21 protein-coding genes and 1 other annotated feature are annotated in these 25,127 nt (G+C 37.6%); of the genes, 18 read left to right on the top strand and 3 right to left on the bottom strand.

Features of this window, described 5'->3' with window-relative positions:
• The first annotated feature begins 205 nt into the window (after positions 1-205).
• The 10 genes from secDF (at position 206) to AAG068_RS22090 (ending at position 14,432) form a co-directional block, all read left to right on the top strand.
• Positions 206-2,470, top strand: a complete 2,265-nt coding sequence (secDF, locus tag AAG068_RS22135) for a protein translocase subunit SecDF (RefSeq protein ID WP_342715824.1) — start codon at positions 206-208, stop codon at positions 2,468-2,470.
• A 153-nt stretch (positions 2,471-2,623) separates the two neighbouring features.
• A complete protein-coding gene (locus AAG068_RS22130; RefSeq protein ID WP_342715823.1) occupies positions 2,624-3,517 on the top strand; it encodes a cation diffusion facilitator family transporter in 894 nt (297 codons plus the stop codon).
• A 101-nt stretch (positions 3,518-3,618) separates the two neighbouring features.
• Complete coding sequence (gene recJ, locus AAG068_RS22125; protein WP_342715822.1) at positions 3,619-5,958, top strand: single-stranded-DNA-specific exonuclease RecJ; 2,340 nt, start codon at positions 3,619-3,621, stop codon at positions 5,956-5,958.
• Between the two features lie 47 nt (positions 5,959-6,005).
• A complete protein-coding gene (locus AAG068_RS22120) occupies positions 6,006-6,518 on the top strand; it encodes an adenine phosphoribosyltransferase (RefSeq protein ID WP_000346214.1) in 513 nt (170 codons plus the stop codon).
• Between the two features lie 210 nt (positions 6,519-6,728).
• Positions 6,729-8,912, top strand: a complete 2,184-nt coding sequence (gene relA, locus AAG068_RS22115) for a GTP diphosphokinase (protein WP_342715821.1) — start codon at positions 6,729-6,731, stop codon at positions 8,910-8,912.
• 17 nt (positions 8,913-8,929) lie between these two features.
• Positions 8,930-9,370, top strand: a complete 441-nt coding sequence (locus tag AAG068_RS22110) for a D-tyrosyl-tRNA(Tyr) deacylase (protein ID WP_001266956.1) — start codon at positions 8,930-8,932, stop codon at positions 9,368-9,370.
• A gap of 201 nt (positions 9,371-9,571) precedes the next feature.
• Positions 9,572-9,748, top strand: a complete 177-nt coding sequence (locus tag AAG068_RS22105; RefSeq protein ID WP_001242605.1) for a hypothetical protein — start codon at positions 9,572-9,574, stop codon at positions 9,746-9,748.
• A gap of 54 nt (positions 9,749-9,802) precedes the next feature.
• Positions 9,803-10,033 (top strand) — a binding site (T-box leader).
• 69 nt (positions 10,034-10,102) lie between these two features.
• Positions 10,103-11,374 carry a histidine--tRNA ligase gene (gene hisS, locus AAG068_RS22100; RefSeq protein WP_342715819.1) on the top strand — a complete coding sequence of 424 codons (1,272 nt, stop codon included), beginning with the start codon at positions 10,103-10,105 and terminating at the stop codon, positions 11,372-11,374.
• Between the two features lie 12 nt (positions 11,375-11,386).
• Entirely contained in the window at positions 11,387-13,162 is a 1,776-nt protein-coding gene (gene aspS / locus AAG068_RS22095; RefSeq protein ID WP_342715818.1) for an aspartate--tRNA ligase, read from the top strand.
• A gap of 502 nt (positions 13,163-13,664) precedes the next feature.
• The gene (locus AAG068_RS22090; protein ID WP_000903179.1) at positions 13,665-14,432 is read left to right on the top strand and encodes a tRNA threonylcarbamoyladenosine dehydratase; all 768 of its coding nucleotides are present in this window, start codon (positions 13,665-13,667) and stop codon (positions 14,430-14,432) included.
• 520 nt (positions 14,433-14,952) lie between these two features.
• Here AAG068_RS22090 and AAG068_RS22085 read toward each other — a convergent pair.
• Together AAG068_RS22085 and AAG068_RS22080 are read right to left on the bottom strand one after the other, a co-directional pair.
• Positions 14,953-15,594, bottom strand: coding sequence for an RsfA family transcriptional regulator (locus AAG068_RS22085; RefSeq protein ID WP_342715817.1), 642 nt, complete (start codon positions 15,592-15,594; stop codon positions 14,953-14,955).
• A 37-nt stretch (positions 15,595-15,631) separates the two neighbouring features.
• A complete protein-coding gene (locus AAG068_RS22080) occupies positions 15,632-16,918 on the bottom strand; it encodes a replication-associated recombination protein A (RefSeq protein WP_342715816.1) in 1,287 nt (428 codons plus the stop codon).
• Positions 16,919-17,210: 292 nt separating this feature from the next.
• On the opposite strand from AAG068_RS22080, the gene cymR reads away from it, so the two are divergent.
• From cymR to AAG068_RS22045, 7 genes are all read left to right on the top strand, one after another.
• The gene (cymR, locus tag AAG068_RS22075) at positions 17,211-17,627 is read left to right on the top strand and encodes a cysteine metabolism transcriptional regulator CymR (protein WP_000704116.1); all 417 of its coding nucleotides are present in this window, start codon (positions 17,211-17,213) and stop codon (positions 17,625-17,627) included.
• 35 nt (positions 17,628-17,662) lie between these two features.
• Positions 17,663-18,808, top strand: a complete 1,146-nt coding sequence (locus tag AAG068_RS22070; protein WP_342715814.1) for a cysteine desulfurase family protein — start codon at positions 17,663-17,665, stop codon at positions 18,806-18,808.
• A gap of 16 nt (positions 18,809-18,824) precedes the next feature.
• The gene (gene mnmA, locus AAG068_RS22065) at positions 18,825-19,940 is read left to right on the top strand and encodes a tRNA 2-thiouridine(34) synthase MnmA (RefSeq protein WP_342715813.1); all 1,116 of its coding nucleotides are present in this window, start codon (positions 18,825-18,827) and stop codon (positions 19,938-19,940) included.
• Positions 19,941-20,050: 110 nt separating this feature from the next.
• Positions 20,051-20,710 carry a tetratricopeptide repeat protein gene (locus tag AAG068_RS22060; RefSeq protein WP_000066395.1) on the top strand — a complete coding sequence of 220 codons (660 nt, stop codon included), beginning with the start codon at positions 20,051-20,053 and terminating at the stop codon, positions 20,708-20,710.
• A 98-nt stretch (positions 20,711-20,808) separates the two neighbouring features.
• The gene (gene recD2 / locus AAG068_RS22055; RefSeq protein WP_342715812.1) at positions 20,809-23,145 is read left to right on the top strand and encodes an SF1B family DNA helicase RecD2; all 2,337 of its coding nucleotides are present in this window, start codon (positions 20,809-20,811) and stop codon (positions 23,143-23,145) included.
• A gap of 127 nt (positions 23,146-23,272) precedes the next feature.
• Positions 23,273-23,461, top strand: a complete 189-nt coding sequence (locus AAG068_RS22050; protein WP_000469281.1) for a hypothetical protein — start codon at positions 23,273-23,275, stop codon at positions 23,459-23,461.
• An 18-nt stretch (positions 23,462-23,479) separates the two neighbouring features.
• Positions 23,480-23,608: a YrzQ family protein gene (locus tag AAG068_RS22045; protein WP_098670102.1), complete on the top strand. Its 129-nt coding sequence runs from the start codon at positions 23,480-23,482 to the stop codon at positions 23,606-23,608.
• Positions 23,609-23,641: 33 nt separating this feature from the next.
• Here AAG068_RS22045 and AAG068_RS22040 read toward each other — a convergent pair whose 3' ends face one another.
• Positions 23,642-23,854 (bottom strand): hypothetical protein, encoded by a 213-nt coding sequence (locus AAG068_RS22040; protein ID WP_342715811.1) that lies wholly within the window; start codon positions 23,852-23,854, stop codon positions 23,642-23,644.
• A gap of 176 nt (positions 23,855-24,030) precedes the next feature.
• On the opposite strand from AAG068_RS22040, the gene AAG068_RS22035 reads away from it, so the two are divergent.
• Positions 24,031-25,098 carry an AI-2E family transporter gene (locus AAG068_RS22035; RefSeq protein ID WP_342715810.1) on the top strand — a complete coding sequence of 356 codons (1,068 nt, stop codon included), beginning with the start codon at positions 24,031-24,033 and terminating at the stop codon, positions 25,096-25,098.
• Positions 25,099-25,127: the final 29 nt, after the last annotated feature.

Here is a 25,127-nt window from a genome sequence, read left to right as displayed (position 1 = left end):
TTATGTCTAAGATTATATATAAAGGGGGTAGTGAAGAGAGAAAATAAATAATGAAAGTGTAGGTATTGTGAAAAACTTACCGACACAGCTAGTGAGGAACTAGCAAAATTATAGAAAGGAAGTCTACTAACTAGGCGTATGCACACGTGTGAAAGTGAATCGTAAGAGATTTATTTGAAGTGTTAGTAGCGGAAAGAGGGTACATATGGCAAAGCGTGGTACGAGAATTGCCGCCTTTTTCCTCATCGTTTTATTAATCGGTGGAGTAATTGGTGCGGCAGGAAAAGACATAGCAAAAGGAATTAGTCTAGGACTAGACCTTCGCGGTGGTTTTGAAATTCTGTATGAAGTAAAACCAGCCAAAAAAGGTGATAAAATTGACCGAGAGGCACTTGTAAGTACAGTAGGTGCTCTTGAAAATCGTGTCAATGTACTCGGTGTAAGTGAGCCGAACATTCAAATTGAAGGACAAGATCGAATTCGTGTACAGCTTGCTGGTGTACAAGATCAGCAAAAAGCACGTGAGATGTTGTCAACACAAGCGAAATTAACATTTCGTGATGTAGATGACAACCTTCTTATGGACGGAACGGATTTAAAAGGCGGCGGAGCAAAACAAACATTTGATGAGCAAGGCCGTGCGAGCGTAGGTCTTACACTAAAGAGCGCTGAAAAATTCCGTGAAGTAACTGAAAAAATTTCAAAAATGCCACCACCAACGAATTTAATGGTAATTTGGCTTGATTTTGAAGAAGGAAAAGATTCGTACAAAGCAGAATCTGCAAAACCAAATCCGAAGTTCTTATCAGCAGCAACAGTAAGCCAAGTGTTTAATCAAGCTGAAGTATCTATCGTAGGTGGAAACTTCACAGTTGAAAGTGCGAAGCAACTTTCATCTTTATTAAATGCAGGTGCACTTCCTGTTGATTTAAAAGAAATGTATTCAACATCTGTTGGAGCGAAATTTGGTCAACAAGCGTTAGAACAAACAATTTTCGCTAGTGCGATTGGTATCGCTCTTATTTTCTTATTTATGCTTGTATTCTACCGTTTACCAGGAATTGTAGCGGTTATTATGTTAGGTCTATACATTTTCGTTACATTACTTGTCTTTAACTGGATGCATGCAGTGCTTACGTTGCCAGGTATTGCGGCGTTAGTGCTCGGGGTAGGTATCGCAGTTGATGCGAATATTATTACGTACGAGAGACTGAAAGAAGAGCTGAAAATTGGTAAGTCAATGATGTCAGCATTCCGTGCTGGTAACCATCGTTCATTAGCAACGATTTTAGATGCGAACATTACAACACTTGCAGCAGCTGGTGTATTATTCGTTTATGGTAATAGCTCTGTAAAAGGGTTCGCAACAAGTTTAATCGTAAGTATTTTAGTCGGTTTCATTACGAACGTATTCGGTACTCGTTTCTTACTAAGTCTACTTGTAAAGAGCCGTTACTTCGATAAGAAACCAGGATACTTTGGTGTGAAACAAAAGGATATTATTCCATTAACAAAAGGTGTAGTACATCCACCGACAAGATTTGATCGTATTAACTTCGTAAATATCGGTCATAAATTCCTTGTTTTCTCGATTGTAGTTGTAATTGCAGGTGCAATTATTTTACCAATTTTCAAATTGAATCTTGGTATTGACTTTGCGAGTGGTACACGTATCGACTTGCAATCAAAACAAGCAGTTACTGTTTCTGATGTTCATAAAGATTTTAAAGAATTGAAAATTGATGTGAAGGAAGAAAATATTGTACCGACTGGAGAGGACAATAAAGGATTCGCAGTTCGTACATTAGGTGTTCTATCAAAAGATGAAATTGCGAAAACAAAAACATTCTTCCACGATAAATATGGTACAGATCCAAACGTAAGTACAGTTTCACCGACAATTGGGAAAGAAATTGCAAGAAATGCGTTTATCGCAGTATTAATAGCTTCTGCGGTTATCATTTTATACGTAAGTATTCGATTCAGATTTACGTACGCATTATCTGCAGTACTTGCATTATTACATGACGCATTCGTTATGGTTGTTATATTTAGTATTTTCCAATTAGAGGTAGACTTAACGTTTATCGCTGCAGTGTTAACAATCATCGGTTATTCTATTAATGACTCTATTGTTACATTTGATAGAAACCGTGAATTATACAAACAGAAAAAACGAGTTCGCGATATAAAAGACTTAGAAGAGATCGTAAATGCAAGTATTCGTCAAACGCTTGGTCGTTCCATTAACACCGTATTAACAGTGTTATTCCCGGTAATTGCGTTACTTATCTTCGGTAGTGAGTCACTACGTAACTTCTCATTTGCATTACTTGTCGGATTAGTTGTAGGTACGTATTCTTCTGTTTTCGTTGCTTCTCAAATTTGGTTAATGCTTGAAAACCGTCGTTTGAAAAAGGGCAAAAACAAGAAAAAGGTTGAGAAAGTAGAATCTGAACCGCAAGTATAAAAAAGATGATGTCTCTTTATGAGGCATCTCTTTTTTCGTTTGTGGATACAATAAGATAGCAACTTTTAAAATGTGAAATGGAAGAAAGTGGGGATGTTATCGCTGTTTTTGTTACAATAAAAAGATAGGTTAAGAAAAGAAGGGATTTTAATTATGGAAAAAGATGAACGTTTTAAACAGGCCGAGTTTGGTGCTATTGTCGGGATCGTTGGTAATATTATATTAGCGATTGTAAAGGCGGTAATTGGTTATATTGGGAACAGTAAAGCGCTATTAGCGGATGCGGTGCATTCTGCGTCAGATGTAATTGGTTCACTAGCTGTACTGTTTGGATTGCGAGCAGCAAAGCAGCCGCCCGATGAAGATCATCCGTATGGTCATGGTAAAGCGGAATCGATTTCAGCGATTATTGTTGCAGTATTATTATTTATTGTGGGAATCGAGATAGCGATTTCGTCTATAAAAGCTTTTTCTCAAGAACTAGAACCACCGAAAGGAATTACGATTTTTGCTGTTGTTCTTTCAATTATCGTGAAAGAGGGAATGTTTCAATATAAATTCCGATTAGGGAAGAGAGTAAATAGTGATGCAATTATTGCAAATGCATATGAGCACCGTTCGGATGTATTTTCTTCAATTGCAGCTTTAATCGGTATTTGTGCAGCGATTATGGGTGATAAGTTCGGGTTAGATTGGCTTGTATATGCCGATCCAATTGCAGGATTATTTGTTTCACTTCTTGTTGCAAAAATGGCGTGGAGTATTGGGGCAGAAGCAATTCATGCAACGCTTGATCATGTTCTTCATGAGGAAGATGTTATTCCGCTTAGAGAAGCCGTACTTCAAATAGATGGTGTGAAAAAAATTGGTTCTTTATATGCAAGGGAGCATGGTCATTACGTTATTGTTGATATTAAAGTTTCTGTAGATCCATACATTACTGTAGAAGAAGGGCACCGCATTGGAAAGCATGTAAAAGAAACGCTTATGAAGCAAGATAACGTACAAAATGTGTTTGTACATATAAATCCGTATTCTCCAAATTAAACATTAGTAACATTTTAGTATATAGATATTGCATCGTAGTTTGCATTATATTGTCACCCCTTAATCTGTCTTGTATAATGAACAGGTTAAGGGGTGATTTCGTGTTACAACCGAAGACGCGTTGGAAAGAAAAAGAATATAATGGCGAGCGAGTGAGTGAATTAGCAAGTAAATTACAATTATCACCACTTGTCGTTTCGTTATTCCTCGGCAGAGGATTAGATACAGAAGATAAGATTTTAGATTTTTTAAATACAGAAAATCAAGAATTTCATGATCCATTTTTATTAGAAGGAATGGATAGAACGGTAGAGCGTGTAAATAAGGCGGTTCAAAATGGAGAGCAAATATTAATATTTGGTGACTACGATGCGGACGGAGTAAGTAGTACGACTGTTTTATATCTTGCCTTGCAAGAATTAGGTGCAGACGTAGAATTTTATATCCCAAACCGTTTTACAGAAGGTTATGGACCAAACGAAGAAGCATTCCGTTGGGCGCATAGCGCAGGATTCTCACTAATTATTACTGTCGATACTGGTATCGCAGCGGTACACGAAGCGAAGGTAGCGAAGGAAATTGGGATAGATCTTATTATTACGGATCACCATGAGCCACCACCGGAATTGCCAGAAGCACTTGCGATTATTCATCCGAAATTAGATGGCGGTGTGTATCCGTTTCACTATTTAGCTGGTGTAGGTGTTGCGTTTAAAGTTGCACATGCACTATTAGGCCGTGTACCAGAACATTTATTAGAAATTGCAGTAATTGGTACAGTAGCCGATTTAGTATCACTTCACGGTGAAAATAGATTGCTAGTGAAGCGTGGTCTAAAACATATGCGCATGACGAAAAATATCGGACTAAAGGCGCTATTTAAAGTTGCTAACGTTTCGCAAAGTGAAATTACAGAAGAGAGTATTGGCTTCTCAATTGCACCTCGTATTAATGCTGTTGGACGTTTAGAAGATGCTACGCCAGCTGTACATCTTTTATTATCAGAGGATCCAGAAGAAGCGAAAGAGCTTGCTGAAGAAATTGATGAGTTGAACAAATTGCGAAAAGATATTGTAAAGCAAATTACAGAAGAAGCTATCGCTGAAGTGGAAAATAATTTCCCGCCTGAAGAAAATAAAGTGTTAGTGCTTGCAAAAGAAGGATGGAATCCGGGTGTCATTGGAATTGTCGCTTCTAAATTAGTTGAACGTTTTTATCGTCCGACGATTGTATTAAGCATTGATCCTGTGAAAGAAACAGCGAAAGGTTCAGCACGTAGTATTGCAGGATTTGATTTGTTTGCAAACTTGTCAGATTGTAGAGAGTTATTACCACACTTCGGGGGGCATCCGATGGCAGCGGGAATGACGCTACATATGAATGATGTAGATGAATTACGCCGCCGCTTAAATGAACAAGCAGATACAATTTTAACAGAAGAAGACTTTATTCCAATTACAGCTGTTGATGTCTTTTGTAAAGTGGAGGATGTAACACTTGCAGCAATTGAAGATATGCAAAAGTTAGCGCCATTTGGTGTTGGAAATCCAAAGCCACGTATTGCAGTGAAAGATGCAGATTTAGAAAGTATTCGTGCAATTGGATCAGACGGTTCACATTTAAAAATGGCTCTTCGTGATGGACAAGCGACACTGGATACAATTGGATTTGGTTTTGGCGCGTATGCGAAAGAAATTTCTCCAGTTGCAAAGGTATCTGTAATCGGGGAAGCGTCTATCAATGAATGGAATAATTTTAAGAAGCCGCAATTAATGGTGCAAGATATTGCTGTAGAGGCATGGCAATTATTTGATTGGCGCAGTATGCGTAACGTAGAAGCGAATGTAGCAGAACTTCCAAAAGAAAAGATAAAAATGGTGTATTTTTCTGAAGAGGTATTGAATAAATTTTCTTTAGAAGACTATAAAGAGTATATGATGCATGCATCAGAAGTTACGCAGTTAGATGATCAATACGTCGTGTTCCTTGATTTACCAAAAGGAACAGATGAATTACGAGAGCTATTTAAAGTTGGGTTCCCATCGCGAATTTATACACTATTTTATCAAGAGAATAATCATTTATTTAGTACTGTTCCAACGAGAGAACACTTTAAATGGTACTATTCTTTCTTGAGCCAAAAAGCACCATTTTCTTTAAGACAATATGGAGCGCAACTATGCCAACATAAAGGTTGGTCAAAAGATACAGTAAATTTCATGACACAGGTGTTTTTTGAGTTAGAATTTGTTACAATAAAAGATGGCGTCATTTTTATGGCAGACAAAAAACAAAAGCGTGATTTAATTGAATCGAACACATATCGTGAGAAAATGAACCACTTACAATTAGAAAAAGAATTGGTTTATAGCACATATCAGCAACTATATACATGGTTTGAAACGATTCGTAATCATAAAGAAGTAGAACAGTTAGGGTAAAGGATTTGTATTTACAAACCTTTTAGATCTGAGGAGGATTCAGAAATATGGATTTCAAGCAACATATCGCAATTGTACCGGATTATCCAAAAGAAGGTATTGTGTTTAAAGACATTACACCGTTAATGAACGACGGTAAAGCATACAAAGCAGCAACAGATGCAATCGTTGAGTATGCAAAAGAGAGAGACATCGATCTTGTAGTAGGACCAGAAGCTCGTGGTTTCATTATCGGTTGCCCAGTTTCTTATGCGTTAGAAGTAGGATTTGCGCCAGTTCGTAAATTAGGAAAATTACCACGTGAAGTAATTACAGTTGACTACGGTAAAGAATATGGTAAAGATGTTTTAACAATCCATAAAGATGCAATTAAGCCAGGTCAACGCGTATTAATTACAGATGACTTATTAGCTACAGGCGGAACAATTGAAGCGACAATTAAGTTAGTTGAAGAGCTAGGCGGAGTTGTAGCAGGAATTGCATTCTTAGTAGAACTTACTTACTTAGATGGTCGTAAAATGTTAGATGGTTACGATGTATTAGTATTAGAAAAATACTAATCACTATATAGTAAAACTACGGTGATAAAAAGTACCCGTGAATCTCTTGGAGAGGAGCGGGTACTTTTGTATAATTGAACAAAAAATTATGGTGAAATGTCAGTAAAATCTTTTCCTTTTCACAATTCACAATCATTGGGTTATAATGATAGAATATAATTTATTCTATTTAATTAAAGATAAAGTCAATTTTCAATAAAAGGTGATTCGATGGCAAATGAGCAGGTACTAACAGCTGAACAGGTACTCGAGAAAGCAAGTCAATATTTAGTAGATGAAGATATTGAGCTAGTAGCACGTGCCTATGAATATGCACGCGATGCGCATAGCGAACAATACAGAAAATCGGGTGAACCGTACATTATTCATCCAATTCAAGTTGCAGGTATTTTAGTTGATTTACACATGGATCCAGCTACAGTATCGGCAGGTTTCTTACATGATGTAGTAGAAGATACAGAGATTACATTAGAAGATATTGAACGGGAATTTAATAAAGAAATTGCTATGCTTGTTGATGGTGTGACAAAGCTCGGAAAGATTAAATATAAATCTCATGAGCAACAACAAGCAGAAAACCATCGCAAAATGTTTATTGCAATGGCTCAAGATATTCGAGTTATTTTAATTAAACTAGCTGACCGTCTTCATAACATGCGTACACTGAAACATTTGCCTCAAGAGAAGCAGCGTCGCATTGCGAATGAAACGTTAGAAATCTTTGCACCTTTAGCACATAGACTCGGAATTAGTACTATTAAATGGGAGCTAGAGGATACGTCACTTCGCTACTTAAATCCACAGCAATATTATCGTATTGTAAATTTAATGAAGCGTAAACGTGCAGAACGTGAAGAGTATTTAGACGAAGTAATGACTGGTATTCGTGAGAAATTAGACGAAGTTGCAATTCAACCTGAAATTTCTGGAAGACCAAAACATATTTACAGCATTTATCGTAAAATGGCACTGCAAAATAAACAGTTCAATGAAATTTACGATTTATTAGCTGTACGTGTCGTTGTAAATAGTATTAAAGATTGTTATGCAGTACTTGGAATTATTCATACGTGCTGGAAGCCGATGCCAGGTCGTTTTAAAGATTATATTGCAATGCCGAAAGCAAATCTATATCAATCTCTTCATACGACTGTAATTGGACCGAAAGGTGATCCACTTGAAGTGCAAATTCGTACGAAAGAAATGCATGAGATTGCAGAATTCGGGATCGCGGCACACTGGGCGTATAAAGAAGGAAAAACAGCAGAAACAACAGGCACATTAGAGAAGAAACTTACATGGTTCCGTCAAATATTAGAATGGCAAAATGAAGCTTCTAATGCAGAAGAGTTTATGGAGTCGTTAAAAATTGATTTATTCTCTGACATGGTATTCGTCTTTACACCGAAAGGCGATGTAATGGAATTGCCACTTGGATCTGTTCCAATTGACTTTGCATATCGCGTGCATTCAGAGATTGGGAATAAAACAATTGGTGCAAAAGTAAACGGGAAAATGGTGACGCTTGATTATAAATTAAAAACAGGTGACATCATTGAAATTTTAACATCGAAACATTCGTATGGACCAAGTCAAGATTGGGTGAAACTAGCTCAAACATCTCATGCAAAAAACAAAATACGTCAATTCTTTAAGAAGCAACGTAGAGATGAAAATATGGAAAAAGGCCGTGAACTTGTTGAGAAAGAAGTGCGTAGCCTAGAGTATGAGATGAAAGAAGTGTTAGCTCCTGACAATTTAAAACGTGTTGCTGAAAAATTCAACTTTGCAAATGAAGAAGATATGTTTGCAGCAGTTGGATATAATGGCATTACTGCATCACAAATTGTTACGCGACTAACGGACAAGTTCCGTAAGCAACGTGAAGAAGAAGAGATTGTTGAAGTTAAAGAAGTTCGTAAACCGATGAAAATTCGAAAATGGGATTCTGGCGTTAAAGTGAGCGGTGCGGATAATTTATTAATTCGCTTATCAAAATGCTGTAACCCAGTACCTGGTGATGATATCGTTGGATATATTACGAAAGGTCGAGGCGTATCAATTCACCGCCGTGATTGTGTAAATGTTCATACAGAGGAAGCTATAGAACGTTTATTAGAAGTAGAGTGGGAAGGCAGTCCTGAAAAAGAAATTGAGTATAACGTTGATATTGAAATTTCAGGTTACGATCGCCGTGGTTTATTAAACGAAGTATTACAAGCTGTTACAGAGACGAAAACGTACATTTCAGCAGTTTCTGGTAGAAGTGACCGTAATAAGATGGCGACAATTAATATGTCAATCTCTATTCGTAACTTACAGCACTTGAAAAAAGTAGTAGAACGCATTAAACGTGTTCCAGAAATTTATGCAGTACGACGCATGATGCATTAATAGGGAGTGTAGAAAAGATGAGAGTTGTTTTACAACGATCAAAAGAAGCGTCTGTCACAGTAGACGGTGAGATCGTAGGACAAATTCCGTTCGGTTTAACATTACTAGTTGGCATTACGCATGAAGATACAGAAAAAGATGCAACTTACATTGCAGAAAAAATTGCGAACTTACGTATTTTTGAAGATGAGAGCGGAAAGATGAATCATTCTGTACTTGATGTAGAAGGACAAGTTCTATCAATTTCGCAATTCACATTATACGGAGATTGCCGCAAGGGAAGACGTCCAAACTTTATGGATGCTGCCAAACCTGACTATGCAGAGCGTTTATACGATTTCTTTAATGAGGAAGTACGTAAGCAAGGATTGCATGTAGAAACAGGGAAGTTTGGAGCAATGATGGATGTTTCTTTAATCAATGATGGTCCGGTGACCTTAATTGTGGAAAGCAAATAGTCTTGCTTAAGAAGAGAGGATAATACAATCCTCTCTTTTTTATACATTGTTGTATGTTTTGTTCATTTATCCCGTTATTTGTGGGCAATAACCCCCATGGATTTCTTTGGAATTAATAGCTTTTTCGTTTATGTATAACTCTTTAATCAATATGGAACAATAAAAAGTAAAACATCCATATTGAATGTGAGGGATATACGTATGCGTATGAATGAAAAAGGGCATTCTGTTACAAATGGTGCAAATCAACTGTTTAACGTGAATTTTCATGATTTTATTTCAAAAGAGCAAAACAATACTTCGATGGAGCTTGCTTCTGAGTTTGGGATTTCTCTTCAAGATGTAAAGCGTCTAAAGAAGCAGATTGAACGCTCTTAGAGCACTTGACAATCCTACTGAACAAACGTATAGTAATTTTATATTTACATATGAATATAACCGTTGATAGAGAAGAGTAAATGAGACACACATGGAAAGAGAAGAAATGTCTTAGGCTGAAAACATTTCTACATGATGACTGATTGAATGACACTCTAGAGGTTTCAACTTGAACGGCATATACGCTTAGTAGGGATGAACGCACATTTAAGCGTTATTAAAAAAGTGGAAGCATACGTGCTTCAATTAGGGTGGCACCACGGGTATAATACTCTCGTCCCTACTGTTCAAACAGTAGAGGCGGGAGTTTTTTTATTTTTATTAAGATTAAAACAATTTGAGGAGGAACTGAATATGTCTATTCAAATCCCACGCGGAACGCAAGATATTCTTCCAGGCACTGTTGAGTTATGGCAGTATATCGAAGGGCAAGCACGCGAAATTTGCCGTCGTTACAATTATAAAGAAATTCGTACACCAATTTTTGAACACACTGAGCTATTTTTACGTGGTGTTGGTGATACGACAGATATCGTACAAAAAGAAATGTACTCATTCCAAGACCGTGGAGAGCGTAGTTTAACATTACGTCCAGAAGGTACTGCACCTGTTGTACGTTCTTACGTTGAAAACAAAATGTTCGGTGACGCAACACAACCAACGAAATTATACTATATCGGTCAAATGTTCCGTTACGAAAGACCACAAGCAGGTCGCTATCGTCAATTCGTACAATTTGGTATTGAAGCAATCGGTAGTAACGATCCTGCAATTGATGCAGAAGTAATTGCGCTTGCTGTAGAGTTTTACCGCGGCATGGGCTTAAAAAATATTAAAGTTGTATTAAACAGCTTAGGTGATGCGGCGAGCCGTCAAGCGCACCGTGATGCGTTAATCGCACACTTTGAGCCACGTATCGGTGAGTTCTGTTCTGACTGTCAATCTCGTTTAGAAAAGAACCCTCTTCGTATTTTAGATTGTAAGAAGGACCGTAACCATGAATTAATGGGAACAGCACCATCTATTACAGAATACTTAAACGAAGATTCAGCAGTATACTACGAAAAAGTTCAAGAGCTATTAACGATGATGGATGTTCCGTTTGAAAAAGATCCGAACTTAGTACGTGGTTTAGACTACTACCAACACACTGTATTTGAAATTATGAGTGAGGCAGAAGGTTTCGGTGCGATCACTACATTAAGCGGTGGTGGCCGTTATAACGGACTTGTACAAGAAATCGGTGGACCAGAAATGCCAGGTATCGGTTTTGCGATGAGTATTGAACGTTTAATTATGGCGCTAAAAGCTGAAAATATTGAATTACCAATTGAACATAGCATTGATTGTTACGTTGTAGCGCTTGGTGAAAAAGCGAAAGACCATGCTGCAAAAGTTGCGTTCGATCTTCGTAAAGCTGGATTATCAGTTGAAAAAGATTACTTAGACCGCAAAATGAAAGCACAATTTAAATCAGCAGATCGTCTAAAAGCGAAATTTGTAGCTGTATTAGGGGAAGATGAGCTAGATAAAGGCATCATTAACTTAAAAGATATGGCAACAGGCGAACAAGAAGAAGTAGCATTAGATGTATTTACTTCATACGTAGCAGAGAAATTAATATAGGGGGAACTTACAGTGGCTGAAAGAACACATGCATGTGGAAAAGTAACAGTAGAAGCAGTTGGACAAACAGTTCAATTAAAAGGTTGGGTACAAAAACGCCGTGATTTAGGTGGATTAATCTTTATCGACTTACGTGACCGTACAGGTATTGTACAAGTTGTATTTAACCCAGAAACATCAAAAGAAGCACTAGAAGTAGCAGAAACAATTCGTAGCGAATACGTATTACACGTAGAAGGTACAGTTGTTGAGCGTGGTGAAGGTGCGATTAATGACAATATGGCAACTGGTCGTATTGAAGTACAAGCAACGAAAGTGAACGTATTAAATGCAGCGAAAACAACGCCAATCATTATTGCTGATGATACAGATGCATCAGAAGATGTGCGTTTAAAATATCGTTATTTAGACTTACGTCGTCCTGTAATGTTCAATACATTCAAAATGCGTCATGACGTAACAAAAACAATTCGTAATTTCTTAGATACAGAAGAGTTCTTAGAAGTAGAAACACCAATTTTAACGAAGAGCACGCCAGAAGGAGCTCGTGACTATTTAGTACCAAGTCGTGTACATGACGGTGAATTCTATGCGTTACCACAGTCTCCACAGCTATTTAAACAGCTTCTTATGGTCGGTGGATTTGAGCGTTACTATCAAGTAGCACGCTGTTTCCGTGACGAAGATTTACGTGCAGACCGTCAACCTGAATTCACGCAAATCGATATCGAAGCTTCATTCTTAACACAAGATGAAATTTTAGATATGATGGAGCGCATGATGACGAAAGTTATGAAGGATGCAAAAGGTGTAGAAGTGAGTGCACCATTCCCTCGTATGAAATATGCTGATGCAATGGCTCGCTACGGTTCTGATAAGCCAGATACACGCTTTGAAATGGAACTAACAGACTTATCTGAGTTTGCAGCAGGTTGTGGCTTTAAAGTATTTACAAGTGCTGTAGAAAGCGGCGGACAAGTAAAAGCAATTAATGCAAAAGGCGCTGCGAGCAAATACTCTCGTAAAGATATCGATGCATTAACTGAATTCGTGAAAGTCTACGGTGCAAAAGGTTTAGCTTGGCTTAAAGTTGAAGAAGACGGCTTAAAAGGACCGATTGCGAAATTCTTCGGTGAAGAAGATGCAAATGTGTTAATGAGCACATTAGAAGCTACTGCTGGTGACTTATTACTATTCGTAGCAGATAAGAAGAGCGTTGTTGCAGATAGCTTAGGTGCACTTCGTTTACGTCTAGGTAAAGAGCTGGAGTTAATTGACGAAAGTAAATATAACTTCCTATGGGTAACGGACTGGCCACTTCTTGAGTACGATGAAGATGCAGATCGTTACTTCGCAGCTCACCACCCATTCACAATGCCATTCCGTGAAGACGTGGAGCTATTAGAAACAGCTCCGGAAAAAGCACGTGCACAAGCATATGACCTTGTATTAAACGGTTATGAGCTTGGTGGTGGATCACTTCGTATTTATGAGCGTGACGTACAAGAAAAAATGTTCAAAGCACTTGGATTCTCAAAAGAAGAAGCACAAGAGCAATTCGGATTCTTATTAGAAGCATTCGAATACGGTACGCCACCACACGGCGGTATCGCATTAGGTTTAGACCGTCTTGTTATGTTACTTGCAGGACGTACGAACCTTCGCGACACAATTGCATTCCCGAAAACAGCAAGCGCAAGCTGCTTATTAACAGAAGCTCCAAGCCCAGTTGCAGAAGCACAGCTTGAAGAGTTAAACTTAAAATTAAGCTTAAAAGAAGAGAAGTAAGAATAGGGTCTAGATGGTTATACTAATACCATCTAGACTTTTTTTGAGAGGTTGTTTAAAAAGTCCGGTTTAGATAACTGTCGCATCTCATCTTTACGTATGCTAGTCCGGTGCTCGAGTAGTACTCCTACACTGCGCTCCTCCTAGCATACGTGCCTCGATCTGCTCGGTTCTCTAAATCCTCCTTTTAAACGTATATTGAAAGGGTTGTTTAAAAAGTCCGGTTCAGAGGGCAGGCGCATCTCGTCGTTGCTTCGCCAGTCCGGTGCTCGAGTAGTAACCACTACACTGCGCTCCTCCTGGCTTGAGCGCCTCGATCTGCTTGGTTCTCTGAATCCTCCTTTTTAAACGTGTATTTAGGAAGAAATAAAAGTCGGTTTACATTATGTCTTCATTTTCGAAATATGTATTTTTAGGAATTCTATAACTTTTTCTATACAAATAGTCGGAAAAACGCTAGAATACATGGTAGACCATTTTTGTAATAGGAGTGTAGAGCTGAATGTTACATCAATTTTCACGTAATGAATTAGCCTTCGGTAAAGAAGGACTTGAAATATTAAAAAATAGTACAGTCGGTATCTTAGGAATTGGCGGCGTAGGTTCTTTTGCAGCTGAAGCGTTAGCGCGTTCTGGCGTTGGACGTCTTGTATTAGTTGATAAAGACGTTGTAGATATTACAAATGTAAACCGTCAAATTCACGCTTTAGTATCTACTGTAGGACGTTCAAAAGTAGAATTAATGAAAGAGCGTATCGCAGATATTAACCCAGAGTGTGAAGTAATTGGACTAGAAATGTTTTATACAGATGAAACATATGAAGAGTTCTTTAAATACGGTTTAGACTTCGTAGTGGATGCATCTGATACGATTACGTTCAAAATCCATTTAATTAAACAATGTTTACGTCGTAAAATTAAAATTATCTCAAGTATGGGTGCAGCAAATAAAATGGATCCAACTCGTTTCCGTATTGCGGACATCTCTAAAACACATACAGATCCAATTGCGAAAGTAATTCGTACGAAACTTCGTAAAGAGGGTATTAAAAAAGGTGTAAAAGTTGTCTTCTCTGACGAAAACCCAATCGTAATTCGTGAAGAAGTACGTAAAGAAATCGTACCAGACGAAAATGCAAAAATTCGTAAAGCGAAATTACCGCCTTCATCAAATGCATTCGTACCATCTGTGGCAGGCTTAATTATGGCAAGTCACGTTGTACGTGAACGCATTAAAAATGTAGAAGTGAAACGTGTAGGGCAAGAATAAAAGAAAAGCATATATCCATTTTGGATATATGCTTTTTTATATGTATTAAAGAAATAGGGATATTTGCATTACTACTAGTTCAAATGTAAGCAAAGCTAGTAAGTAATAATCATATCTATCAGATTTATAGGCGGACGTCTTTTTTAAACTGTTAATGGTGAAAAGAGCTAAAGTTAGGACGAGAAGGCCAAGAGTGATTTTGAAGATTATTAATGAAATAGTAACTAGCTCCCTTTAAAGGTATATATGTTTATAATAACATTTTAGTAAAAAATATCCGATTTATATTGAGAGTTTTCTTGTATGATAGGGAGGGATATTTCGTCAATTTTTGTCGGTAAATCGATATTCCTTGTCGAATCGTCGATATATTAAAAAAATCGTTGATATATTTTGAGTTACGATAGATATATTTGAAAAATCGTTGATATAATTTCATTTACCGGTACATACATACTATACTCTCCAGCAAAGAAACAAAAAGGGACGTCACTCAGTCAAATAAGTGACGTCCCTGTTTTTAATTCTCTGCAGAATATATAATATCTAAATTTCCATTTTGATCTGTCTTGAAAATGGGAGCAATCTGTTCTTCTTGTTCTTCAACTGAAACGAGTTTTCGAGCACGGTCCATAATTCTAACAAGCATTGCATAATCTTCTTCGATTGCTTGTTGTTTTTTTGAGAGTACCGCTAATTTTGCTTCCAGTTCATGATTCGTTTTTTTCAAAGTCGTGAGCTGAGCTTGTAATACTTCATTTTCAGTTTGTAACTTTGCGAGTGAAGGGTTGGTATGCTCTAAGTTTTGCAAAAACGAGATGACATTTTGCATTGTAAGATCCTGCTTGTTTGGCATAACATCTTCTGAAAACTCAGCATCGATTACGAGTTGTTTCGTTTTCGTGAAATGCTCTTTTTCTATTTTTGCTTCAGAACGCTTTAATTCTTTACGTTGTTTTTTTGCAAGTTGCACCGCATCTTCGTAATTCGGCCTTACTTCAGCATTCCATCTAAATCCGCAAGCGGCTGAAGTACGGTTTAATGTATCGCCGACCTCATCAAATGCTTTTATTTGTGTACTGCCGCTGCGAATATGTCGTAAAACAGTTTCTGCTAAAAGGAGATCGTCTTCTTTTGTCCATGCATCTTGACGTGTTTTCATAAGCGAAGCCTCCATAATGGTGACGTTTTCGCTTATGTTACCCTTTATTTTTCGTTTTATTCGAACTTCGTAATCTTTCATATACAGTAGAAAGTGCTTGCTCAAATTTCCCTGTCGTTTTCGGTTTATAATATTGTTTGTTTTTTATTTTATCAGGTAAGTATTGTTGCTGTACCCAACCATTTGGATGGTCGTGTGGGTATAAGTATCCAATGCCTCTTCCAAGTGATTCTGCGCCTTTGTAATGACTATCTTTTAAATGACCTGGGATGTCGCCTGTTTGACCGTTCCGTAAATCGTGTAATGCAGCATCAAGTGCTTTATAAGCTGAGTTTGATTTTGGTGATAGGCAAAGCTCGATAACGGCATTTGCAAGTGGTATGCGTGCCTCTGGGAATCCAACTCGTTCAGCTGATTCTATGGCTGCTAGTGTACGTGGTCCGGCTTGTGGGCTAGCAAGTCCGATATCTTCATATGCCATAATAAGAAGACGTCTACCAATGCTTTGCAAATCACCCGCTTCAATAAGGCGTGCTAAATAATGAAGTGCTGCATTTACATCACTTCCGCGCACCGATTTTTGAAATGCTGATAATACGTCATAATGAGCATCTCCACCTTTGTCATGAACGAAGCTCTTTTTTTGCAAGCATTCTTCTGCGATTTCTAGTGTAATTTCCGCAGCTTTGTCATCCGTTGTAAAGCTAGATAAAACAGCTAGCTCAAGTGCATTATAAGCGGAACGCATATCTCCGCCTGATGCATTTGCAAAGTGATTTAATGCTTCAGGCGTAACCGTTACATCATATTCTCCAAGACCTTTTTCTTTATCTTCAAGTGCTCGTTTTAAGCCAATTAAAAGATCATCTTCTGTTAATGCATGTAATTCGAAGATTTGACAACGACTTCGAATAGCAGAATTAATAGCATGGAACGGATTACTCGTCGTTGCCCCAATTAAGGTAAGAAGTCCGCTTTCTAAATGGGGTAATAGAAAATCCTGTTTTGCTTTATCTAGACGGTGTACTTCATCTAAAATTAAAACGAGGTGTCGATGCATCTTTGCTTCTTGTACGACAACTTCCATATCTTTTTTATTATGAGTAACAGCATTTAATAGGCGAAAAGGGGTTCCGGTACTGCCTGCAATTGCGCTCGCAATGGATGTTTTTCCAGTGCCTGGAGGGCCATATAAAATCATAGATTGAAAATGATTTGCTTGGACCATTCGCCATAAAATCTTTCCTTCACCAACTAAATGTTGTTGGCCGATAATTTCTTGAATATTTGTAGGGCGCATTCGATGTGCGAGTGGTTGTTTCATTTTTACCGTCTCCCTTAAAGTATAATCTCTTTCTATCGTATCATTTTTTTTAGTGGAATTTGAAATAGGATGCTGTTTTGTGGGAAAAATGAATATAAATATTTTCATTTTTCTATCAATTGTAATAATTTCCGAGTTTTTCAATGTGATTTTATGTTATCATTTTGATACACAAGTTGAAATTTCTTATAATACTATATTATGCTATAATTTCATAGGATTTTAAATTGTGTTCTTTTATAAATAAGATATAACCAATAGAAGTGAAAATTTGAAAAGAGGTGCAAAATAGATGAAGATTTCAACGAAAGGCCGTTACGGCTTAACAATTATGATCGATCTTGCAAAAAAGTTTGGTGAAGGTCCAATTTCCTTAAAATCAATTGCGCAGGCACATGATTTATCGGAACATTACTTAGAGCAATTAATTTCACCGCTTCGTAACGCTCGTCTAGTAAAGAGTACGCGCGGAGCATATGGTGGATATGTATTATCAGATCAGCCAGCTAACATTACAGCTGGGGATGTAATCCGTGTATTAGAGGGTCCAATTAGTGTTGTAGAAATGATAGAAGAAGAAGAACCAGCACAACGCCAATTATGGATGCGTGTTCGTGATGCGGTGCAAGAAGTGTTAGATAGTACAACGTTAGAAGATTTAGTGCGTTATGAGGAAGAAAATCACGGGGGCTATATGTTTTACATTTAATTCCTTGTGAAACGATTTGGAAAGAAGGAGATTTAATGGAACGCATTTACTTAGATCATGCTGCGACATCTCCGACTCACCCAGAAGTGGTCGAAAAGATGATTCCATATATGACAGAAACATTCGGAAACCCGTCTAGTATTCACTTTTATGGACGTCAAACGCGCCATGCAGTAGATGAGGCAAGACGCGCATGTGCACGTAGCATTCATGCGAATCCGAATGAAATTATATTTACGAGCGGTGGTACAGAAGCTGATAATTTAGCGCTTATCGGTGTAGCACGTGCGAACCGTCATAAAGGTAACCATATTATAACGACGCAAATTGAACATCATGCGATTTTGCATACGTGTGAATTGTTAGAGCGTGAAGGGTTTGAAGTGACATATTTACCTGTTGATGAAACAGGGCGCGTTCAAGTTTCTGACATACAAAAGGCATTAACGGAAGAGACAATTCTCGTATCCGTTATGTTTGGGAATAATGAAGTTGGGACGATGCAACCAATTGCGGAAATAGGTAAGTTGTTAAAAGAGCATCAAGCTTATTTTCATACAGATGCGGTACAAGCTTACGGTTTAGTAGAAATTGATGTGAAAGAGTTTGGTATTGATTTATTATCGATTTCAGCTCATAAAATTAACGGGCCAAAAGGTGTCGGATTCCTATACGCTGGTGCAGATGTGAAATTTGAACCGTTATTAATAGGCGGGGAGCAAGAAAGAAAACGCCGTGCTGGTACGGAAAATGTGCCTAGTATTGCTGGGCTTCAGCATGCAATTCTTATAGCTGAAAAAACTCGTGAGCAAAAAAATGCCCAATATGAAGAGTTTAAAGATATAATGGTATCTGTCTTCAAAAATGAAGATATTACTTTCGAGGTAAACGGAAACTTAGAATATCGCTTACCACATGTGCTTAATATTAGTTTTACAGGAATGAACATTGAACCGTTTCTTGTGAACTTAGACTTAGCTGGCATTGCAGTGTCAAGTGGTTCGGCTTGTACAGCTGGTTCGATTGATCCATCACATGTATTAGTAGCGATGTTCGGAAAAGACTCCGATCAAATACGTTCATCCGTACGCTTTAGTTTCGGACTTGGAAATACGAAAGAGCAAATTGAGAAAGCGGCGTACGAAACAGTGAAAATCGTGAAGCGATTAACACAAAATTAGCATGGGAGGTGACATGATGAACAAACTACCTCAAGGAACACGCGTTGTCATCGGGATGTCCGGTGGCGTCGATTCATCTGTAGCAGCTCTTTTATTAAAAGAGCAAGGTTATGATGTAATTGGAATTTTTATGAAAAACTGGGATGATACAGATGAGAATGGTGTCTGCACAGCAACAGAAGATTACAATGATGTAATTGAAGTGTGTAACCAAATTGGTATTCCGTATTATGCAGTAAACTTTGAAAAACAATACTGGGATAAAGTATTTACGTACTTCTTAGATGAATACCGAGCTGGTCGTACACCAAACCCAGATGTAATGTGTAATAAAGAAATTAAATTTAAAGCATTTTTAGAGCATGCCATTGCGCTTGGTGCTGATTATGTAGCAACAGGTCATTATGCACGCGTTGCTTATATGGACGGCGAATATAAAATGCTTCGCGGCGTTGATGATAATAAAGACCAAACGTATTTCTTAAATCAATTAAGCCAAGAGCAATTATCAAAAACAATGTTCCCGCTTGGTGAACTGAAGAAACCACAAATTCGTGAAATGGCGAAAGAAGCTGGTTTAGCGACAGCGGCGAAGAAAGATAGTACTGGTATTTGCTTCATTGGTGAGCGTAACTTTAAAGATTTCTTAAGTAACTATTTACCAGCACAACCAGGTGTGATGCAAACATTATCTGGCGAAGTGAAAGGAAAGCATGACGGTTTAATGTACTATACAATTGGACAACGTCATGGCCTTGGTATTGGTGGTAACGGTGATCCGTGGTTTGCTGTTGGGAAAAACTTAAAAGAAAACATTTTGTATGTTGATCAAGGATTCCATAACGAACTTCTATATGGTGATGAAGTTATTGCTACGAATATCGGCTGGGTAAGTAATAAAGCGAAAGAAAAAGAATTTAAGTGCACAGCGAAATTCCGTTATCGTCAAGAAGACAATAAAGTAACGGTTCAAATCGTTGATGAAAATACAGTTCGCATTCTTTGTGACGAGCCAATTCGTGCAATTACACCAGGACAAGCAGTTGTTTTCTATGATGGAGATGAGTGCTTAGGCGGTGCTACAATTGATGAAGTGTACCGTAGCGGTAAGAAATTGGATTATTTAGGGTAAAACGAGAAGCCTCTGCCGATTCGCGGTTAGAGGTTTCTTTTACATAAAGCGAATTTTCGTTCGCTTGGAAAATACATTCTTTGTTATAATTTGTTGTAGAGGTGAAGGACATGTCAAACAAACTTGAAACAGGTATTCAATATATGCAAGAAGGAAACTGGGAAGAAGCTGCTAAAAATTTCACAGAAGCAATCGAAGAAAATCCGAAAGATGCGCTTGGATACATTAATTTTGCAAACTTATTAGATGTACTAGGTGACAGTGAGAGAGCGATTTTATTTTATAAACGTGCATTAGAGCTAGATGATAAATCTGCGGCTGCTTATTATGGATTAGGTAATGTATATTACGGTCAAGAGCAATTTGCAGAAGCTAAAGCTGTATTTGAACAAGCGATGCAAGCTGGCTTACAATCAGCGGATGTAACATTTATGTTAGGTATTACGCATGTGCAACTTGGAAATGATCGTCTTGCACTGCCGTTTTTACAAAGAGCAACAGAATTAGATGAAAATGATGTAGAAGCTGTGTTTCAGTGTGGACTTTGCTTTGCGCGACTAGAACATATTCAAGAAGCGAAACCTTATTTTGAAAAGGTATTAGAAATGGATGAAGAGCATGCGGATGCGTATTATAATTTAGGCGTTGCGTACGTATTTGAAGAAAATAACGAGAAGGCTCTTGCTTTATTTAAGAAAGCAACTGAAATTCAGCCAGATCACTTTTTAGCTGGTAATGGAGTTCGTTTATTAGAGCAAGAAGCTGAATAAGATGAAAATATAGTTTTAATGGGTAGTTATCCCTCATCTAAAGAGGTGGGGGATGTACTGCTCATTAAATTGAAACGAAACCGGAAAGGAGAGGAAAGATGGGAAATCAACATGCAATGGATTTGTTTGAAGAAGAGAAAAAGTTTATAAAAGCTCAAGTTCTTCATACCATTTTCCACAACGAAGAAAACCTCTATTCCGTTGTCAGTATGAAAGTCATTGAAACGAATGAAACGTACGACGAAAAAAAAGTAATGATAAACGGTCATTTTCCCCGCATGCATGAAGATGAAGTGTTTACATTGACAGGCCATTTTAAAGACCATCCGAAGTATGGGAAACAATATTTAGTTGAAACGTTTAAGAAAGAATTGCCGCAAACAAAAGCTGGTATGGTGCAATATTTAGCGAGTGATTTATTTAAAGGGATAGGAAAGCGTACAGCTGAAAAAATTGTGGACCATCTTGGGGAACATGCTATTTCTAAAATTATGGATGATCCTGACGCGTTAAATGGTGTTGTTAACAAACAAAAAGCGCAGGAAATATATGAGACAATTGTTGAACATCAAGGGCTAGAGAAAGTAATGAGCTTTTTAAATGGTTACGGTTTTGGAACGAAGCTTTCTATTAAAATTTATCAGCAATATAAAGAGATGACATTAGAAGTAATTCGTAATAATCCATATCAGCTTATTGAAGAAGTGGATGGCATTGGATTTGGAAGAGCGGATGATATAGGACGTGCGTTAGGGATATCGGGTAATCATGATGATCGTGTACGTGCGGGATGTTTTTATACGTTAGAAAATGTATCATTGCAGCTTGGCCATGTTTATATGGGAAAAGATCAACTTGTAAGAGAAACGATGTCACTTTTAAATAATCAAGAAGGAAGAGTGACAGAGGAAGACATTACAAGTTGCATTGAAATGATGCAAAGTGAAGGGAAGGTCATCATAGAAGAAGAACGGATATATTTAGCATCGTTATTCTACTCTGAAAAAGGTGTTGTAAAGTCTATTCGTAGGCTTATGAATCAAGAGGAAACACCTTCATTTCCTGAAGCAGAAGTGTTAAAGACGTTAGGTGAAATTGAAGAACAACTGAATGTGCAGTATGCACCATTTCAGCAAGAAGCAATTCAAACGGCGCTTCATAAACCGATGATGTTATTAACAGGTGGACCAGGAACAGGGAAAACAACAGTTATTAAAGGAATTGTTGAAATGTATGCGTCACTTCACGGGCTATCGTTAAATCCGAATGAATACAGTGATGATAATCCATTTCCGATATTATTAACGGCTCCAACAGGAAGAGCAGCGAAGCGAATGAGTGAATCAACAGGGCTTCCAGCTTGTACAATTCACCGCTTACTTGGCTGGACGCCAGAAGGGTCTTTCCAACGTAATGAAACGGATCCGGTACAAGGGAAATTGCTCATTATTGATGAATTTTCAATGGTTGACATTTGGCTTGCAAATCAGCTGTTTAAGTCATTGCCGACTAGCATTCAAGTTATCGTTGTAGGCGATGAAGATCAATTACCATCTGTAGGACCTGGTCAAGTATTGAAAGATTTATTGAATGCAGGTGCAGTTCCAACGGTAAAGCTTACTGAAATTTATCGTCAAGCGGAAGGCTCATCAGTTATTCAACTTGCCCATGCGATAAAAAATGGAACGCTTCCACCAGATTTAGCGCAAAACCAAAAAGATCGTTCATTTATCGGTTGTACAGGAGCTCAAATTGTTGAGGTTGTTAAGAAGGTTTGTGAGAATGCTAAGACAAAAGGGTTTAGCGCAAGAGATGTACAAGTATTGGCTCCGATGTATCGTGGACCTGCCGGCATTAATGTACTAAACGAAGCGTTACAAGAAGTGTTTAATCCGAAAAGGGAAAAAAGTAAAGAAATTGCTTACGGTGATGTTGTATACCGACGAGGCGATAAAGTATTGCAGCTCGTTAATCAGCCGGAGAGCCAAGTGTTTAATGGTGATATCGGCGAAATTGTTTCGGTGTTTTATGCGAAAGAGAACGTTGAGCAACAAGATATGATTATTGTTTCATTTGATGGAATTGAAGTAACGTATACAAAGCCAGATTTAAATCAAATTACGCATGCCTATTGCTGTTCGATTCATAAATCGCAAGGTAGTGAGTTTCCGATTGTGATTATGCCGATAGTAAAAAGTTACAATCGTATGTTACGTCGTAATCTAATTTATACAGGTATTACAAGAAGTAAGAAGTTCCTTATTATTTGCGGCGAGGAAGCCGCTTTCCAGTCTGGTATAAATCGCCTTGATGATGCAATGCGTCAAACGACTTTAGCTAGTCGATTGCAAGAATCACAAGGAGAAGTGCAGATGGTAACAGTAAATGGCGAAGAAATGGACGTGGAAAACATTTCACCGTATGATTTCATGTAACAAGGTGAAATTATATAGTGAAACTTTCAAACGTATAACGTTGAAAGGCTCCAGCGATGTATAAATGAATGCAGTTTGGACATAATGGCGAATAGAATCCGGGAGACTGTAAGGAGATGAAAGCCATATGTTCATTTGTCCAAATTGCAAAGGGAAAGACATTGGAAAAATAGGTGTCAACCAATTTTATTGCTGGAATTGTTATATCGAATTATCGGTTTCAAAAGGGAAAATCCATACGCATCAAGTAGAAGAAGATGGTTCATTAAGCTCTCTTGATGATTTATTTGATGAGAATGAAAGAACAATCGGATAACGAAAAGGGGGATTTACTTTGAATCTACGCAATTCATTAATCGCATTAGGTGTTGGAGCGGCAGCATATCAATATGCTCGCAAACAAGATATGTTCTCAAAACGCAATATGAAAAAAGCACGTAAAATGATTAAATCTTATTTATAAGCATAAAAAAACTCCCTTCATCAAGGGAGTTTTTTATGCATTTGTATGCAAATATAAAAGTCCGATTTCAGAGAAGAGATAAGATAGGCCGTAACATCCAACGCCAAGCATGCCGTAATGAAATAATTGCTTCGCTCTTTCTTTTCGTGAGGAACGAATAAAGAAACCTTTCCAAATACCAAACCCGATACAAACCCATTCAAGAATCATAAAAAGTGCTGATAATACGAGCATAGATAAAACCATTATGAGCCCTCCTGATTATATTGTTTCACGCTGCATTCTCAGGGGTGGTTGTCCTTGTTATGTTATGTATATGTACGTCTTTACAAAACAGTATGGTCTACATGAAAAGATTTTAAAACTTTCGCACATAACCTACCCTATTTATTTTCAAAATAAGGGTGGAGGAGGTTTTTCGTGTGAAGAATCTTAAAATTATTTGGATATATCGTTTAGGATTATTATTACTTGTATTTCTTTGTTTGCTCGTCTTTCTAAAAATTAAGCCGCTATGGGCACCGATTATTTTTGTATTTAAAGTGGCCATTACACCGTTTCTTATTGCTTGTTTTATTGCGTATTTATTGCATCCTTTAATTGAAAAAATTCATAAGGAAGGGATGCCGCGTACACTCGCTATTTTGCTCATTTACATCCTTTTCTTTGGCGGAATTGGTTATGGCATTTATAAAGGAACGCCAGTTGTAATTAAGCAATTACAAGAAATCAATGAACAATTCCCGCAGTTTACAAAAATGTATGATTCTTGGATGGATGGCGTTACGGAACAAACAGCGAATTTCCCGTCCTTTATTCATGAAAAGGTGAAACAAATTTTTGTTGGAGTAGAAACAAAGATACAAGCACTTTTAAATAAAGTGATGAGCACAGCTCGTGGTGTACTCGATTCGTTACTCATTATTTTCTTAATTCCGTTCATTGTATTTTACATATTAAAAGATTACGGTGAGTTTTATCATATCTTTTGGAAATTAGTCCCAAGTAAGTGGCGTAATACGGGGCAAATGCTGGCGAAAGAAATTGATAAATCACTTGGGAGTTATATTCGAGGACAATTATTTGTTTGCTTAATATTAGGGGGCGTATCTGCACTTTCCTTTTGGTTTATCGGTATGAAATATCCATTGTTACTCGGGATTATTATTGGGGTGACAGATATAATACCGTATTTTGGTCCTATTTTAGGGGCAATTCCGACATTAATGATTGCGGCAACTATATCAACGAGTTTACTTATTAAAGCGGGGATTACAATTGCTATTTTACAATTCGTTGAAAGTAATATTTTATCCCCTTATATCGTTGGTAAGTCGCTTCGCATGCATCCTGTTATTATTATGCTTGCATTATTAGTTGGGGGAGAAGTGGCCGGAATTGTAGGATTATTAATATCAGTTCCTGTTTTAGCGGTCATTCGTACAGTAATCGTTCATGTAAGGCCTCTTTGGAAAAAAGAAGATGCGTAATAGGAAAGCCCTCTATTTATAAAAATAGA

Source organism: Bacillus paramycoides (assembly GCF_038971285.1).
Lineage (GTDB): Bacteria > Bacillota > Bacilli > Bacillales > Bacillaceae_G > Bacillus_A.
The sequence above is the reverse complement of the archived record's forward strand: the minus strand, read 5'-3'. Positions and strand labels throughout refer to the sequence as shown.